The organism is Azospirillum sp. Sh1, assembly GCF_008365135.1.
Taxonomy (GTDB): domain Bacteria; phylum Pseudomonadota; class Alphaproteobacteria; order Azospirillales; family Azospirillaceae; genus Azospirillum; species Azospirillum oryzae.
Genome location: NZ_VTTK01000031.1, coordinates 37,428 through 51,812, shown reverse-complemented (window position 1 = coordinate 51,812; position 14,385 = coordinate 37,428). Strand labels below are relative to the sequence as shown.

Annotated in this window: 14 protein-coding genes; 4 read left to right on the top strand and 10 right to left on the bottom strand. The window is 67.2% G+C overall.

The window, feature by feature from the left end:
• Positions 1-289 precede the first annotated feature (289 nt).
• The gene (locus tag FZ029_RS24865) at positions 290-1,183 is read left to right on the top strand and encodes a MurR/RpiR family transcriptional regulator (RefSeq protein WP_149199074.1); all 894 of its coding nucleotides are present in this window, start codon (positions 290-292) and stop codon (positions 1,181-1,183) included.
• A gap of 191 nt (positions 1,184-1,374) precedes the next feature.
• Here the strand turns inward: FZ029_RS24865 and FZ029_RS24860 are convergent, their stop codons facing one another.
• A complete protein-coding gene (locus FZ029_RS24860; protein ID WP_149272392.1) occupies positions 1,375-1,752 on the bottom strand; it encodes a hypothetical protein in 378 nt (125 codons plus the stop codon).
• Between the two features lie 221 nt (positions 1,753-1,973).
• Between FZ029_RS24860 and rraA the strand changes: the two genes are divergently transcribed.
• Positions 1,974-2,489, top strand: a complete 516-nt coding sequence (rraA, locus tag FZ029_RS24855; RefSeq protein ID WP_149272391.1) for a ribonuclease E activity regulator RraA — start codon at positions 1,974-1,976, stop codon at positions 2,487-2,489.
• A 202-nt stretch (positions 2,490-2,691) separates the two neighbouring features.
• Entirely contained in the window at positions 2,692-5,283 is a 2,592-nt protein-coding gene (gene acnB / locus FZ029_RS24850) for a bifunctional aconitate hydratase 2/2-methylisocitrate dehydratase (RefSeq protein WP_149272390.1), read from the top strand.
• Positions 5,284-5,354: 71 nt separating this feature from the next.
• Here the strand turns inward: acnB and FZ029_RS24845 are convergent, their stop codons facing one another.
• Positions 5,355-6,212, bottom strand: coding sequence for a LysR family transcriptional regulator (locus FZ029_RS24845; RefSeq protein WP_149272389.1), 858 nt, complete (start codon positions 6,210-6,212; stop codon positions 5,355-5,357).
• Between the two features lie 94 nt (positions 6,213-6,306).
• Between FZ029_RS24845 and FZ029_RS24840 the strand changes: the two genes are divergently transcribed.
• Positions 6,307-6,687 (top strand): tautomerase family protein, encoded by a 381-nt coding sequence (locus tag FZ029_RS24840; RefSeq protein WP_149272388.1) that lies wholly within the window; start codon positions 6,307-6,309, stop codon positions 6,685-6,687.
• A gap of 102 nt (positions 6,688-6,789) precedes the next feature.
• Here FZ029_RS24840 and FZ029_RS24835 read toward each other — a convergent pair whose 3' ends face one another.
• The 8 genes from FZ029_RS24835 to FZ029_RS24800 form a co-directional block, all read right to left on the bottom strand.
• On the bottom strand, positions 6,790-7,695 hold the full coding sequence (locus FZ029_RS24835; protein WP_149272387.1) for an MBL fold metallo-hydrolase: 906 nt from the start codon (positions 7,693-7,695) through the stop codon (positions 6,790-6,792).
• An 80-nt stretch (positions 7,696-7,775) separates the two neighbouring features.
• Positions 7,776-8,552 (bottom strand): SDR family NAD(P)-dependent oxidoreductase, encoded by a 777-nt coding sequence (locus FZ029_RS24830; RefSeq protein ID WP_149272386.1) that lies wholly within the window; start codon positions 8,550-8,552, stop codon positions 7,776-7,778.
• Positions 8,553-8,580: 28 nt separating this feature from the next.
• A complete protein-coding gene (locus tag FZ029_RS24825) occupies positions 8,581-10,110 on the bottom strand; it encodes a tripartite tricarboxylate transporter permease (protein WP_149272385.1) in 1,530 nt (509 codons plus the stop codon).
• Between the two features lie 51 nt (positions 10,111-10,161).
• Positions 10,162-10,698: a tripartite tricarboxylate transporter TctB family protein gene (locus FZ029_RS24820; protein ID WP_149272384.1), complete on the bottom strand. Its 537-nt coding sequence runs from the start codon at positions 10,696-10,698 to the stop codon at positions 10,162-10,164.
• Between the two features lie 66 nt (positions 10,699-10,764).
• Complete coding sequence (locus tag FZ029_RS24815; protein ID WP_149272383.1) at positions 10,765-11,754, bottom strand: tripartite tricarboxylate transporter substrate binding protein; 990 nt, start codon at positions 11,752-11,754, stop codon at positions 10,765-10,767.
• Between the two features lie 65 nt (positions 11,755-11,819).
• Positions 11,820-12,473 carry a 2-dehydro-3-deoxy-6-phosphogalactonate aldolase gene (locus FZ029_RS24810; protein ID WP_149272382.1) on the bottom strand — a complete coding sequence of 218 codons (654 nt, stop codon included), beginning with the start codon at positions 12,471-12,473 and terminating at the stop codon, positions 11,820-11,822.
• The gene (locus FZ029_RS24805) at positions 12,470-13,519 is read right to left on the bottom strand and encodes a 2-dehydro-3-deoxygalactonokinase (RefSeq protein WP_149272381.1); all 1,050 of its coding nucleotides are present in this window, start codon (positions 13,517-13,519) and stop codon (positions 12,470-12,472) included. The genes FZ029_RS24810 and FZ029_RS24805 overlap by 4 nt, the downstream gene beginning before the upstream one ends.
• Positions 13,504-14,316 carry an IclR family transcriptional regulator gene (locus FZ029_RS24800; protein ID WP_149272404.1) on the bottom strand — a complete coding sequence of 271 codons (813 nt, stop codon included), beginning with the start codon at positions 14,314-14,316 and terminating at the stop codon, positions 13,504-13,506. Before FZ029_RS24800 ends, FZ029_RS24805 begins: the two co-directional genes overlap by 16 nt.
• Between the last annotated feature and the right edge of the window lie 69 nt (positions 14,317-14,385).

The window sequence follows — 14,385 nt, the reverse complement described above, 5'->3', positions numbered from 1 at the left end:
CCGGATTCGTTGATACACGTCATATTCTCAGGTCGGGCGGTAAACGGCAGATGCCATGGATGGATGCCGTGATTTGCGCCCGCTCTGTAGTTTTACTACATACTCCCGGACGAGCTTCCGGACAAGGCGAACCGGCTCGACATTTTGTCGCAGGGCAGGGTTCAGCAGCTTGGAAACGCTTGGAAAGGACACCGCCGCCGGGCGACGGAATCGGTCGTTCGCAGCGCTGTATATGTAGCTTTGCTACATGTGCTAGGCTGACCCGCAATCAGAAGGGAGAGCCCCCAGAATGCTGGCGAGAATCGCCGCCGTCCGCGACCAGATCCGGCCCTCGGAACGCAAGCTGGCCGACTATGCGATGGCCCATCCGGGCGACGTCATCAACCTGTCCATGGCCGAACTGGCCGACCGGGTCGGGGTGAGCGAGCCGACTGTGGCGCGTTTCTGCGCGGCTCTCGGCTGCCGCGGCTTCCGGGAATTCAAGATCAAGCTGGCGCAGGACATCGCCGGCGGCATGCCCTTCCTGCACCAAGACCTGTCGGTGGGGGGAGAACCGGGCGCCGACGGCGGGGGGCAGGGGACGGTGCCGGGCGCGGTGCTGGCCGGCAAGCTGTTCGACCGCACCATCGCCACGCTGATGCAGGTGCGCAACAATCTGCCGGCCGAGGCGGTGGACCGCGCCGCCGACGTTCTGGCTGCGGCGCGGCGGATCGAGTTCTACGGCTCCGGCAATTCCGGCACGGTGGCGGAGGACATCCAGCGCAAGTTCTTCCGGCTGGGGATGCCGACGGTCGCCTACACCGATTCCCACGTCTATTTCGCCTCCGCCCTGACGCTGGCGAAGGGTGACGCGGTGGTCGCGGTGTCCAGCACCGGCCGCACCCGCGACATCCTCGACGCGGTGCGGAACGCCCGCAAGGCCGGTGCCGACGTGGTGGCGCTGACCCGCTCCGGTTCGCCGCTGGCGGAGATGGCGACCGTCAGCCTCGTCGCCGACATCGCCGACGACTTCGATATCCATTCGCCGATGACCGTCCGCATCGCCCATCTGGTCCTGGGCGACATCCTGTCGATCGCCGTGGCCCTGCGCATGGGCGACACGTTGCAGGAGCGGCTGAAACGCCACGACCGCGCCGTGGACGCCCACGTATCGGAGAACCGCATGCCGGCCGGCGATAGTTAAGACAGGTCAGAGGTTCGCATGGCGAGGCCACAAGCGGCGCCTCTTTCAACAAATGCACCAAAAAGGAACGGGGTCCCGTAAAATCCGGCGTTACCCACCCCCTTGCGGAGGCCGGCGAGATGGAACGGCAGCCGGGATCCTGTTTCACGATGTTCCATCCGCCCGGCCATCCTCTGTCGCGGGCGGCGGGTTCAGCGGCTGCCCGGCAGCGTCGCCCCGCCGCGGGCATAGGCCTGGATCGGCCGGCAATCCTCGTCCAGCGTGACCACCAGGGCGCCGGGCTGGTCCTTCAGATAGACCCAGGCGTCCCAGCGGACGATCGCGTCGCGGAACTCGTCGCGGTAGAGGCCGTAGCTCAGGCCGCGGATGTCCCCGGCCGGAACATGCATCCCCGTCAGCACCGCCGCTGTCTGCTGGTTGCACTCGGCAGCGGAGTAGCGCTCCAGCGTGCTCAGCACCGCCGGGTCTGGCTGGGCCACCGGCGGGGGCGAGATGACGGAGGCGCAGGCCGAGACCAAAAGGGTCAGCGCACCGGCCGCGCCGGCGGCGGCAATCTTCGGCGTGTTCATGGAGGGCACCACGTGTTCTTTTCAACGTCTTGGAAATATGGGCGCCGGCCACCGGGGCGTCGACTGCACGTTCGGCAAGCCTCCTGCGTCATGTTCGCCGAACTGCCGGCGTCGTGGCGCGCGGCCCTTGCCTCCCGCCCGCCTTTGGCGCAAGAGGTGACGGGAGAAAGTCCCTGCACCGTTCACGCTGCGGAGCCCCGATCCCCATGAGCACCGATCAGATGAGCACAGATCAGACCGCCACTGCCTTCACGCCGACCTGCGACCTGTTCGACCGATTCAAGGACGATGCCCGCTATGTCCTGCCGGGCTTCCGCGACTTCGGTGCCGTCATCCGCTTCGCGGGCGAGGTCGTCACCGTGAAGTGCCTGGAGGACAATTCCCGCGTGAAGGAACTGCTGGCCACCCCCGGCGCGGGCCGCGTCCTGGTGGTGGACGGCGCCGGCAGCCTGCGCTGCGCCCTGATGGGCGACATGATCGCCGCGTCGGCCGTCAAGAACGGCTGGGCCGGGGTGGTGATCTGGGGTTGCGTCCGCGACGTGGCCGAACTGGCGACCCTGCCGCTCGGCATCAAGGCGCTGGCGTCCATCCCGCGCGCTTCCACCCGCCGCGACCAGGGGCTGGTCGATGTGCCGGTCGAACTGCCCGGTGCGGCGGTCCGCCCCGGTGACATCCTGTTCGCCGACGAGGACGGCATCGTCCTGCTGACGCCGGAGCAGGCCGCAGCGCTGAAGTAAAGCGGGGCTGGCAAAGTGGTCATACCAAGCGCCGGTAATACCAGTGCAAAAAGAATGGCTGCTTCATCCTGACCGCTTCACGTAAGCGGGGCGCCCCCTTGCACTTTCATTTAAGCGGGCATATAAACCCGACCTGAGTTCAAGCGGGCCGTCTCACGGTTCCCATCCAAGGGCCGGCCTTTCATTTATGAGGAACCCTGCCGTGCTCGAAGCCTATCGCCAGCACGCGGCCGAACGCGCCGCCCTCGGAATCCCGGCTCTGCCCCTGACCGCGAAGCAGACGTCGGAGCTGATCGACCTGCTGAAGGCCCCGCCGGCGGGCGAGGAGGCCTTCCTCCTCGACCTCATCACCCACCGCGTTCCGGCCGGCGTCGACGATGCCGCCCGCGTCAAGGCCGGCTTCCTGGCCGCCGTCGCCAAGGGCGTCGACAGCTCGCCGCTGATCTCCAAGGTGAAGGCCACCGAACTGCTGGGCACCATGCTCGGCGGCTTCAACGTCCAGCCGCTGATCGACCTGCTGTCGGACGCCGAATGCGGCGCCGCCGCCGCGGAAGGCCTGAAGAAGACCCTGCTGGTCTTCGACTTCTTCCACGACGTCAAGGAGCTGGCCGACAAGGGCAACGCCAACGCCAAGGCGGTGCTGCAGTCCTGGGCCGATGCCGAGTGGTTCACCTCGCGTCCGGAAGTCCCGGCGTCGATGACGCTGACCGTCTTCAAGGTGTCGGGCGAGACCAACACCGACGACCTGTCGCCGGCCCCCGACGCCTGGAGCCGTCCGGATATCCCGCTGCACGCGCTCGCCATGCTGAAGAACCCGCGTCCGGGTATCGAGGCCGACGAGCCGGGCCAGCGCGGCCCGACCAAGCAGCTGGAAGCGCTGAAGCAGAAGGGCAACCTGATCGCCTATGTCGGCGACGTGGTCGGCACCGGCTCCTCGCGCAAGTCCGCCACCAACTCGGTGCTGTGGTTCACGGGCGAGGACATTCCGTTCGTCCCGAACAAGCGCTTCGGCGGCGTCTGCCTCGGCACCAAGATCGCCCCGATCTTCTACAACACCATGGAAGACGCCGGCGCTCTCCCCATCGAGTTGGACGTCAACAAGATGGAGATGGGCGACGTCATCGAGCTGCGCCCCTATGAGGGCAAGGCCCTGAAGAACGGCGAGGTCATCGCCGAGTTCTCCGTGAAGTCCGAGGTGATCTTCGACGAGGTGCGTGCCGGCGGCCGCATCCCGCTGATCATCGGCCGCGGCCTGACCGCCCGCGCCCGCGAGGCGCTGGGCCTCGCCCCGTCGACCCTGTTCCGCCAGTCCGCCGCCCCGGCCGACACCGGCAAGGGCTTCACGCTGGCCCAGAAGATGGTCGGCCGCGCCTGTGGCTTGGCCGAAGGCAAGGGCGTCCGTCCGGGCACCTATTGCGAGCCGAAGATGACCACGGTGGGGTCGCAGGACACCACCGGCCCGATGACCCGCGACGAGCTGAAGGACCTGGCCTGCCTGGGCTTCTCGGCCGACCTCGTGATGCAGTCCTTCTGCCACACCGCCGCTTATCCGAAGCTGGTGGACGTGAAGATGCACCACGAGCTGCCGGACTTCATCTCCACCCGCGGCGGCGTGGCGCTGCGTCCGGGCGACGGCGTCATCCACTCCTGGCTGAACCGCCTGCTGCTGCCGGACACCGTCGGCACCGGCGGCGACAGCCACACCCGCTTCCCGATCGGCATCAGCTTCCCGGCCGGTTCCGGCCTGGTCGCCTTCGCCGCCGCCACCGGCGTCATGCCGCTGGACATGCCGGAATCGGTCCTGGTCCGCTTCAAGGGCGAAATGCAGCCGGGCGTCACCCTGCGTGACCTCGTCAACGCCATCCCGCTCTACGCGATCAAGGCCGGTCTGCTGACGGTCGAGAAGAAGGGCAAGAAGAACATCTTCTCCGGCCGCATCCTGGAGATCGAAGGTCTGCCGGACCTGAAGGTGGAGCAGGCGTTCGAGCTGTCCGACGCCTCGGCCGAGCGTTCGGCGGCGGGCTGCACTGTGCAGCTCAGCAAAGAGCCGATCATCGAGTACATGACCTCCAACATCACGCTGATGAAGTGGATGATCGCCAACGGGTATGCCGATGCGCGCACCCTGGAGCGCCGCATCAAGGCGATGGAGGCTTGGATCGCCGATCCGCAGCTGCTGAAGCCCGATGCCGACGCCGAGTATGCCGCGGTGATCGAGATCGATCTGGCCGACATCAAGGAGCCGATCCTGGCCTGCCCGAACGATCCGGACGACGTGAAGACGCTGTCCGAGGTCGCCGGCGACAAGATCGACGAGGTGTTCATCGGTTCGTGCATGACCAACATCGGCCACTTCCGCGCCGCCGGTAAGATCCTGAACGGCAAGTCGGACATCCCGACCCGCCTGTGGATCGCCCCGCCGACGAAGATGGACGCGATGATGCTGACCGAGGAAGGCTACTACGCCACCCTCGGCAAGGCCGGCGCCCGCATGGAGATGCCGGGCTGCTCGCTGTGCATGGGCAACCAGGCGCAGGTGCGCAAGGGTTCGACCGCCATCTCGACCTCGACCCGCAACTTCCCGAACCGTCTGGGCATCGACACCCGCGTCTACCTGTCGTCGGCCGAACTGGCCGCCGTCGCGGCGCTGCTGGGCAAGATCCCGACCACCGAGGAGTATCTGGCCCAGGTTGGCGTGGTGAACCAGGCCGCCGCCGACATCTACCGCTACATGAACTTCGACCAGATCCCGGCCTTCCAGGAAGTCGCGGACAAGGTCGCCGTCCCGGCCTGATAGCCGGACACAGCGGTCAGTAATGAAAACCCCCGCCGGAGCGATCCGGCGGGGCTTTTCATTTTGCAGCGTCAGTTCCGGACCGCACTTTTGAAGGCGGCCGAAAGTCCGTCCAGCGCCTCGCGCGGCCGCCCATTCTTCACCCTCGTGTGCAGAACCACCGGCAGGCGCGGCAAGACCGGAAGCCCGAGCTTCGGGCCGACATCGACCGCGCCGAACGGCACCATGCGCGGAGACAGCGCCGCGACGCCGAGCCCGACGGTAACGGCCGCCGCCACCGCGGTCACGCCGCCACCGACGAAAATCTCGGTCCAAGGCACGCCGGCCGCGTCGAGAAGCTGCCCGGCCAATGCCCGAACCCCGCAAGGCTCGGCCATGGTGGCGATCGGCAGGGGTTCGTCTGCCCGATGCTGCCAGTTCGGCGCCGCGAACCAGCCGAACTGTTCTTCCGCGAGGAGTTGGCCGTCGTCCCGCCCTGCATGCAGGCGAACGATCACGGTGTCTAGTTCCCGCCGGTCGAAACTCTGAAGCAGGTCGCCCGACGAACCGATTCGGATTTCGATCACCAACTGCGGATCCTGCGCGTTCATTCGGGCGATCAAGGACGGAAGCTCCGGCCCAGCCACGTGGTCGCTGATGCCGATGGCGATGCGCTGGCGCCCCTGCGTCAGCGACGCCAAAGCGCGATCATGTGCCTCCAGCAGGTCGCGGGCATGATCGAGAAAGGAGGCACCGCGTGCCGACAGTTGGACATGGCGTGGCGTCCGCTCTAACAGGCGGCACCCAAGCCTTTCTTCGAGACGCTTCAGCTTCAGGCTGACCGCGGCCTGTGTCGTGCGCATCGCCTCGGCCGCGCGCGTGAAACTCTCCAGTTCGGCGATATGCACGAAGGCCCGGACCGCATCGAGGTCGAGAGGGTGGTCCATCATTTCCAGGCGTTATCTTAGATATAAGAATTCATAGCATATGAAAATGACCGGTCGGTCCATATTGTCAAGGAGGACTTCATGGAAAGGAATAGCGATGCCGCTCGTTCATATCTCGCTGCGCGCCGGCAAGTCGGAGTCGTACCGGCAGGCCATCTTCGATGGCATATACCGGGCGATGCACGAAACCTTCAACGTGCCGGAAGACGATCAATTCATGACCATCACCGAACATGATGCAGCAAACTTTCGCTACAGTGCATCTTATCTCGGCGTTCCTCGCGGGGATGACCTCATATACATACAGATTACGGCGAACAACACCCGCACTGTGGAGCAGAAAAAGGCGCTGTACGGGCGGATCGTGGAGTTGCTCGGCGACAATCCCGGCATTCGGTCGCAGGACGTTTTCGTGAACATCGTCGAAGTCGCTAAGGAGAACTGGTCGCTTGGCAACGGTGTTGCCCAATATGCCTGACGCAATGGCCGGCGTCCCTTCGATGGGCGCCTGCCACGGCACGTCACACGAACACCGGCGCGGCGAGCACCCGGTGTTCGTGGCATGAAAAGCAGGGACGTCTCATCCCTCCGGAGCGCGGTAAGCACTGCGGTCCTCGGCACGTGCCGGATTTTCCAGATAGATGCCCCGCCGCGGGATGGCGATGCTGTCGAACTCGCCCGTGAGCCGGTGCAGGGCGGCGCGCATCTCGGCCCCCTTCATCGGCTCGCCATGGCCGGTGATGACCAGTTCAGGTTCCAGGGCCGCCAGCCGAGCCACCGAATCCTTGGCCTTGTCCCATTCCACCGTGAAGTACATCGGCGGTCCATGCATCTCGGCCCGCTGCACCGCCACCGCATAGGCCGACTCCTGCCCGGTGGTGACGAAGGCGTCGCCGACGATCATCGAGCGGTCCTGCTCCCGCCAGAAAGAGACATGGCCGACGCTGTGACCCGGCGTGTGAACCCAGCGCCAGTCCGGCATCCCCGGTACCGAGCCGTCCTCCGGCAGTGCACGCAGGCGCGATCCGACATCCACCGGCCTGCGCGGGTAGAAGCGTGCCAACGCGGCCATGGCGCCGCCGCCAACCGACGGGTCGCCGGGCGGGTAGGCGGCCCGGCCGTTCAGATAGGGATGCTCCAGCGGGTGGGCGTAGACCAGGGCATCCCACTCTTCCGCCAGATCCTCCAGAGCTCCGACATGGTCGAAATGGCCGTGGGTCATGACGATGGCGGCGGGGCGGGAATCGCGGCCGAACCGCTCCGCCGCCGCGCTGCGGATGAATCCCTTGGTACCGATCAGTCCGGTGTCGATCAGCACCCATTCGCGGTCGCCGGCTCGCGGCGGCCCCCAGAACACCACATTGACGATGCCGAGCCGCCGATAGGCGATGTCAGGCGCGATCTCGTGCGTATGGTCGTTGCGCAGCACGTCGAGCGCCGGATCGATCGCGCTGCTGTCCTCCGACAAGGGGATTTGCGTGGCCATGGTCGTCCATCTCCTGCCCGTGTCTTCCGACAACAGCGTGGAGCGGCGCTTGTCCTGCAATCCCCTGCCGGTCCGGCCCTTCACGGCATGAATTGGCCGCCGTTCACGTCCAGAACCTGTCCGGTGATGTAACCGGAGCAGGCATGGGAGGCGAAGAACAGGAAGGTCGGTGCGCATTCCTCCGGCTTGCCGAAGCGGCCCATCGGGATGCCGGTCGACACGCGGGCCTTGGCCGCCTCGTCCTTGTCGGCGTGGAAAGCGGTGTCGAAGGTGCCCGGCGACACTGTGTTGAATCGGATGCCGTCCTTGGTGTGGAAGGCGACCCAGTTCTTCTGGATGTTGTGCAGCCACGCCTTGGCTGCCCCATACAGCCCGGCGCCCGGCCCGCCGCCGGTATGGCCGGCGACCGACCCGACCAGAATCACCGATGCGGTCAGGCCGCTGTCCTTGGCCGACTGCCGCAGATGGGGCAGGGCGTGCTTGGTGGTCATCAGGGCGGAGCGGGCGTTCAGGTCGGTCACCGCATCGAAGAACTCGTCGTCGATCTCCTCCAGCGGCTTGCGGGCGACCAGCCCGCCGGCATTGTTGATCAGAACGTCGATGCCGCCGAACCGCTCGACGAAGGCGTCCACCACCGCCTTGCAGGCGGCGCTGTCGCTGAGGTCGCCGGCGAAGAAGGCGGCCTCGCCGCCGGCCTGCTCCATCGCGGCAAGGGTGGAGGTGAGATCGGCCGGCGCCTTGCGGCCGTTGATGCCGACCTTGGCGCCGCAGCGGGCGAAAGCCTGAGCCGCGGCCAGCCCGATCCCCTGGGTCGAGCCGGTGACGAGGACGCGGCGGCCCTTCAGATCGTCGAACATAGGCAGGTTCCTCACTGTCAGGCTTGATTCACTTGGTTTGATGGAGGGGACTGGTGGCGCCGGGCCGGCGGCTCTCCGTCCGGTGGGCACGCCAGCGCTTCACCAACGGCAGCAGCAGGGTCAGGATGGCCACCGACAGCAGCACCACGGTGATCGGCCGGGTGTAGAGGAAGTCGTAGCTTCCGCTGGAGAGTGACAGCGCCCGGCGGAAATTGGCTTCCGCCATCGGTCCCATGATCAGGGCCAGCACCACCGGGGAGGCCGGGAAGTCCCACTTCTGCATGAAGTATCCGGCGACCCCCGCCGCCAGCATGACGCCGATGTCGAACAGGCTGTTGTTGATGGCATAGGTGCCGACGATGCACAGGACCAGAATCACCGGCGTCAGCACCGACTTCGGCATCTGCAGCACCCGGCCCATGAAGCGCAGGGAGGCCAGCCCGATGACCAGCATGGCGACGTAGCAGAACAGCATGCCGGCGAACAGGGTGAAGACCAGATCCGCATGGTCCTTCAACAGCAGCGGTCCCGGCTGCAATCCCTGCAGAGTCAGAGCGCCCAGCATCACCGCGGTCACCGCGTCGCCCGGAATGCCCAGCGTCAGCATGGTCAGCAGCGCGCCGCCGGTGCAGCCGTTGGCACCGGCTTCGCACGCGGCGACGCCGGCCAGTTCGCCCTTGCCGTAATTCTCCGGCGTCCGGCTGAACCGCTTGGCCTCGTTATAGGCGACATAGGCGGCGATGTCGGCGCCGGCGCCGGGTATGATGCCGATCACGATGCCGAGGCCGGAGGAGCGCGCCACCGTACCCAGCATGCGGCGGTAGGTCGGCCAGTCCGGCAGAATGCGGCCCAGCGCCGCCGCCATGCCCAGGCGGACCTTCGGATCCTCCAGCGTCTTGAAGGCTTCGGCCGCGGCGAACAGGCCAATCATCACCGGGATGAAGGGAACGTTGAACAACTCGGTATAGCCGCCGGTGAAGCGGGGAAATCCGTCCATCGGGTCCATGCCGACGGTGGCGATCAGCAGCCCAAGGAAGCCGGCGATCAGGCCCTTGATGACCGAGCGGCCGGAAATGCTGGCGATGATGCTCAATCCGAAGACGGCCAGCGCGAAGCTCTCCGGCGCACTGAACTCGAGGGCGAAGCCGGCCAGGATCGGGGCCATGAAGATCAGCACGAAAATGCTGGCGGTGCCGCCGAGGAAGGAGGACAGCGTCGCCGTGCCCAGCGCCACCCCCGCCATGCCCTTCCTGGTCAACTCGAACCCGTCCAGGGCCGTGGCGGCGGCGGCCGGGGTGCCGGGGATGCGCAGCAGGATCGCCGTCACCGACCCGCCATAGACGCCGCCGAAGAACACCCCGGAAATCATCAGCAGGCCGGACACCGGGTCCATGCCGAAGGTGAAGGGCAGCAGGATGGCGACGCCCATGGTCGCGGTCAGGCCGGGCAGGGCACCGATGACGATGCCCAGCGTTACGCCGACCAGCGCCAGCAGCAGCGCCAGCGGATTCGACGCCAACGTGGCGAAGCCGCTCATCAGAAGGTCAAGTTCATGCATGGCGGCTGTCTCCCACCGGGCAGAGGGGCGCGACGGAGTGGAGAGTGCGGGTCATTCGAACAGGCTCCCCACCGGCAGCGGCACCTGCAGCATGTAATGGAAGACGCCGTAGACCAGCGCGGTCACGCCGACTGCAAGAACCGGATTCCAGATCGGACTGCGCTGTCCCATCAGCGCCATGATGACCGCCATGTAGACGGCAGTGGCCGGGCCGTAGCCGACATGCTCCATGGCGGCGATGCAGGCGGCGGTCGCCAGCATGCCCAGCGCGACACCGGCATAGCCGGCAATGCCGACGCGTACCTGCCCATCGGCGGCGGGGGCGGTGGGTGCGCGCAATGTGTTGGCAATCAGGATCAGGCACAGCAGGATCAGCGCGCCGGAATGAATGATCGGGAAGCGCGCGGCGCCGACATCGGCGGCGAGCATGCTTTTCGGAAAATCGGAGGTCGTGGCGATGGCCGACGCGGCGACCGCGATCAGCACGACGGAGATCACCAGATTTGCGATCTTCGTCGTCAACGGCATGGCGTTGCCGGCATCATCGCTGGAGCCGGGGCGTTCGCTCCCGGCGGACGGGGTGCTCATGGTCCGGTCTCCTCAACCGAAAAGGCGACCCCGGCGGCGGACCACCGGGGTCTGTTCGGTCAGGCGTTACTTCGCCATGCCCAGCTTGGTCATCATGCCCTTGAAGAAGGCATTGTCCTTCTGCATGACCTGACCGAACTCGGGACCGTCGGCATAGGCCCAGGTCAGGTTCATCTTGGCCAACTGGTCGCGGAAGCTCTGGTCCTCCGCCGCGGCCTTGCTGGCGGTGCGCAGGGTTTCGACGACCGCGGCCGGAGTCTTCTTCGGCACGACGATGCCGCGCCAGGTGGCGACGGTCAGGTCGATGCCCTTCTCCTTCAGCGTGGGCACGTCGGGGAAGGCCTTCTGGCGCTGATCGGCCATGATGGCCAGCATGCGCAGTTGGCCGGCGGCGAGTTGGCTCGACACCTCGGCCGGGCTGACCGATACCGCCTCGATATGGCCGCCCAGCAGCGAGGTCACGGCCGGATTGGCACCGTCGAAGGGCACATGGTTGAAGCTGGTGCCGGTCTTGTCCGCCAGCGCTTCGGCAGCGAGGTGCCAGATGGCACCGGTTCCGGAGTTGCCGATACGCACCTTGCCGGGGTTGGCCTTGGCGTAGTCCAGGAACTCCTCGAAGGTCTTCCAGGGCGAGTCGGCCTTGACGGTGATCGCGCTCGGCTCCGCATTCAGTCGGGCGATCGGGGTGAAGTCGTCCACGGTGAAGCGGGCGACGCCCATATGCGGCAGCAGGGTGATCTCCACCGTTCCCATGCCGATCTTATAGCCGTCGGGGCGGGCGGCCATGATCTCGGTCAGGCCGACGGCACCGCCGCCGCCGGTCTTGTTGACCACGCCGATCGGCTGCGGCAGATGCTTCTTCGCCGCGTCGGCGAAGGCACGGGCGACGAGGTCGGTGCCGCCGCCGGCAGCGTAGGGGACGATCAGCTCGATCTGCTTCGTCGGATAGTCGGCGGCAAAGGCCGCACCGGGCAGGGTCGCGGCCCCGGCGATCAGCACGCCCGCGGACAGGCCGACCGTCAGTGCACGGCGGGAAAGGCGATTGGTGACCTTCATGGGATTCCCTCTGTGGTGCGCCGGCGTGTACGCCGGTCGTTGGATGGCGAAAATGGAAAGTGAAATCAGCGGGCGACGGTCCCCTCCGCCCAAGCCTGGGCGAAGCGGGCGGCGCGGGCGGCCAGTTCGGCCACCGGCAGGCCGGGACTGTAGAGGGCGGAGCCGAGCCCGAAGCCGGCCGCACCCGCCGCGCGGTAGGGCTGCATGGTATCGGGCGTGATGCCGCCGACGGGGAGCAGCCGCACGTTGTGCGGAACCACCGCGCGCAACGCCTTCACCACCCGCGGGGTGATCTGCTCCGCCGGGAACAGCTTCAGCGCATCGGCGCCGGCGGCGAGCGCCGCGAAGGCCTCCGTCGCGGTGGCGACGCCGGGAACAGTGATCATCGACTGCGACTTGGCGGCGCGGATGATCGCGGTGTCCGCATGCGGCATCACCACCAGATCGGCGCCGATGGCGGCCAACCGGTCGACCTGATCCAGCGCCAGGACCGTCCCGGCCCCGACGAGCGCATCCCGCGGCAGGGCGCGGCGGATGGCCTCGATGCTGACGAACGGATCGGGGGAGTTCAGCGGCACCTCGATCAGGCGGAAGCCGGCGTCATAGAGCGCATTGGCCGCAGGCACAGCCTCCGCCGGGGTGAGGCCGCGCAGGATCGCGACCAGCGGCAGGGCGGCGAAGGCCGCATCGACGCGGGCGGAAAGCGAAAGCTCTGTCATGGTGCGCTCTTGATGCTGGAGGGCGTGGCGGACGCGGAGGGCAGAAGTCCTGCTGCGGCGGCGAACTGGAACAGGCCGCGGGGGGCGGTGTTGCCGAGTTGTGCGGTAGGTGTGGCGCCGAAGGCGGCAAGGCCGTGGCTGTAGCGGCGGCAAAGCGCCGGATCGCCGATCAGCAGCAGCGGCGTGCCGGTCGGCATCTCCGCCAGAAGAGCCAGACCGGACCGCAGTTCGTGTCCGATCAGCAGGCCCGACAGGTAATGCGCCAGTGCTTCCGGCGGCAGGCGTTTGGTCAGCCCCAGCGTGCGGGTGGCGAACAGCTGGTGCGGCAGGTCGCCCGGCCCGGCCGATTGGGCGGCGCGGATGCCGATGGAGAAGGCCGCCTCCTCATCCTCCGGCGTCGCGTCGACTCCGGCCGGCATCAGGCGGCCGAGCAGCGAGTGGGTCTTCAGAACCGCGAACAATTCGCCCGTCATGAAGGTGGAAAAGCCGGCGATGCGGCCGTCGGCGACCTGGACCCATTTGGAATGGGTGCCGGGCATCGCGACGCAGGCATTGCGCGCCCAACCGGTATTCTCGGCCAGCGCGCCGGCGATCTGGATTTCCTCGCCCCGCATGACATCGGGAATCGCAGTGGCGGAAACGCCGCCGCCAGGATCGTGCAGGACGCCCGGCGCGATCAGGATCCGCCTGCCGGCCGCCGTCTCGACCCGTGCCGCCTTGTCGGCCAGCGTCGTCGCGTCGGCCGGCGTGGTGACATAGGGCGCCTCGACCCAGCCCTGGGCGCTGCCGACCATGCCGCCGGCCACCACCGGCAGGATGGGATGGGCGTCCAGCCAATCGCCGCAAAGCCCGGCCAGTGCCGTATCGAAGCCCGCGGCGCCGGGCTGCGGCAGGTTCTGGATGCCGTGCCCGTTCGACCGCGCGGCCAATATGCGGGCGGAGCCGTCCAGCAGGAAGCCGCGCAGGCTCGACGTGCCCCAATCCAGCGCGATCAATGCAGGGTGGTCGGAGGTGGTTCCGGCGGAGGAGGTCACGGTTCGGTCCATCCCAGATCCTTGGAAATTGCCTCGGCCGTCGCGCGGACCAGCGGTCCCAGCGTCGTCATCCGGTCTTCGGGCATGTAGGGGACGGCGCTGGCGACGCTGACCGCCGCCACCACCAGATTCCGGCCGTCGCGCACCGGCGCTGCGACGCATCGGATGCCGAGTTCGTTCTCTTCCAAATCCATCGCCCAACCCTGGGCGACGTAGCGGGTCAACTGTTCCTGAAACACCGGCCACTCGGCCGGACGTGGCCGGCCGGCGGGCGACCCTGCCGGGCAGGTCAGCGCATGGAGCGTCTGCCAACGCGCCGGCGGCATCCCCAGCATCAGCGCCTTGCCCAGTCCGGTGGAGGCGAGCGGCATGCGCTGTCCGGTGCGGGACCGCATTTCCAGCCCACGGGTGCCGGGAATCTTGTCGAGGTAGAACACCTCGCCATTCTCCTCGACGCCGAGATGGACGGTGTCGCCGGTCGCCTCGGCCAATGTCTCGATATGCGGGCGGGCGATGGCGACCAGCGGGCGCTGCTCCAGCGCCTTCATGCCGAGTTGGATCAGCTTTGGTCCCAGCAGATAGCCCTTGTAGGGGATGTGGTGCAGATACCCCTCCGCCACCAGACTGGCGAGCATGCGGTTGGTGGTGCTGCGCGGGGTGCCGAGCCGCGTCGCGATGCCCTTCACGTCGCAGATACCGGCCGCCACGCATTCGAGCAGCGCAAGGCCGCGCAGCAGGGTCTGCGTCCCGGTGCCCTGGGTCTTTCCGGCGTCAGCCTCCTGCTCCGTCGCTTCCATCGCCGCGCTCATGGTTTGTTTGACCACCATTGATTTCTCCGATGCTGGCGCATGCGCCGAGATGTGTCAAATAATTCCGCA

What these genes read in the sequence shown, in the direction of transcription:
- rraA (WP_149272391.1), top strand. Translation starts at nt 1,974, where the DNA reads ATGAGCACAGATCAGACCGCCACTGCCTTCACGCCGACCTGCGACCTG.
- FZ029_RS24835 (WP_149272387.1), bottom strand. Translation starts at nt 7,695, where the DNA reads ATGGCCACGCAAATCCCCTTGTCGGAGGACAGCAGCGCGATCGATCCG.
- FZ029_RS24815 (WP_149272383.1), bottom strand. Translation starts at nt 11,754, where the DNA reads ATGAAGGTCACCAATCGCCTTTCCCGCCGTGCACTGACGGTCGGCCTG.
- FZ029_RS24800 (WP_149272404.1), bottom strand. Translation starts at nt 14,316, where the DNA reads ATGAGCGCGGCGATGGAAGCGACGGAGCAGGAGGCTGACGCCGGAAAG.
- FZ029_RS24805 (WP_149272381.1), bottom strand. Translation starts at nt 13,519, where the DNA reads ATGGACCGAACCGTGACCTCCTCCGCCGGAACCACCTCCGACCACCCT.
- FZ029_RS24810 (WP_149272382.1), bottom strand. Translation starts at nt 12,473, where the DNA reads ATGACAGAGCTTTCGCTTTCCGCCCGCGTCGATGCGGCCTTCGCCGCC.
- FZ029_RS24860 (WP_149272392.1), bottom strand. Translation starts at nt 1,752, where the DNA reads ATGAACACGCCGAAGATTGCCGCCGCCGGCGCGGCCGGTGCGCTGACC.
- FZ029_RS24830 (WP_149272386.1), bottom strand. Translation starts at nt 8,552, where the DNA reads ATGTTCGACGATCTGAAGGGCCGCCGCGTCCTCGTCACCGGCTCGACC.
- FZ029_RS24820 (WP_149272384.1), bottom strand. Translation starts at nt 10,698, where the DNA reads ATGAGCACCCCGTCCGCCGGGAGCGAACGCCCCGGCTCCAGCGATGAT.
- FZ029_RS24865 (WP_149199074.1), top strand. Translation starts at nt 290, where the DNA reads ATGCTGGCGAGAATCGCCGCCGTCCGCGACCAGATCCGGCCCTCGGAA.
- FZ029_RS24845 (WP_149272389.1), bottom strand. Translation starts at nt 6,212, where the DNA reads ATGATGGACCACCCTCTCGACCTCGATGCGGTCCGGGCCTTCGTGCAT.
- FZ029_RS24825 (WP_149272385.1), bottom strand. Translation starts at nt 10,110, where the DNA reads ATGCATGAACTTGACCTTCTGATGAGCGGCTTCGCCACGTTGGCGTCG.
- FZ029_RS24840 (WP_149272388.1), top strand. Translation starts at nt 6,307, where the DNA reads ATGCCGCTCGTTCATATCTCGCTGCGCGCCGGCAAGTCGGAGTCGTAC.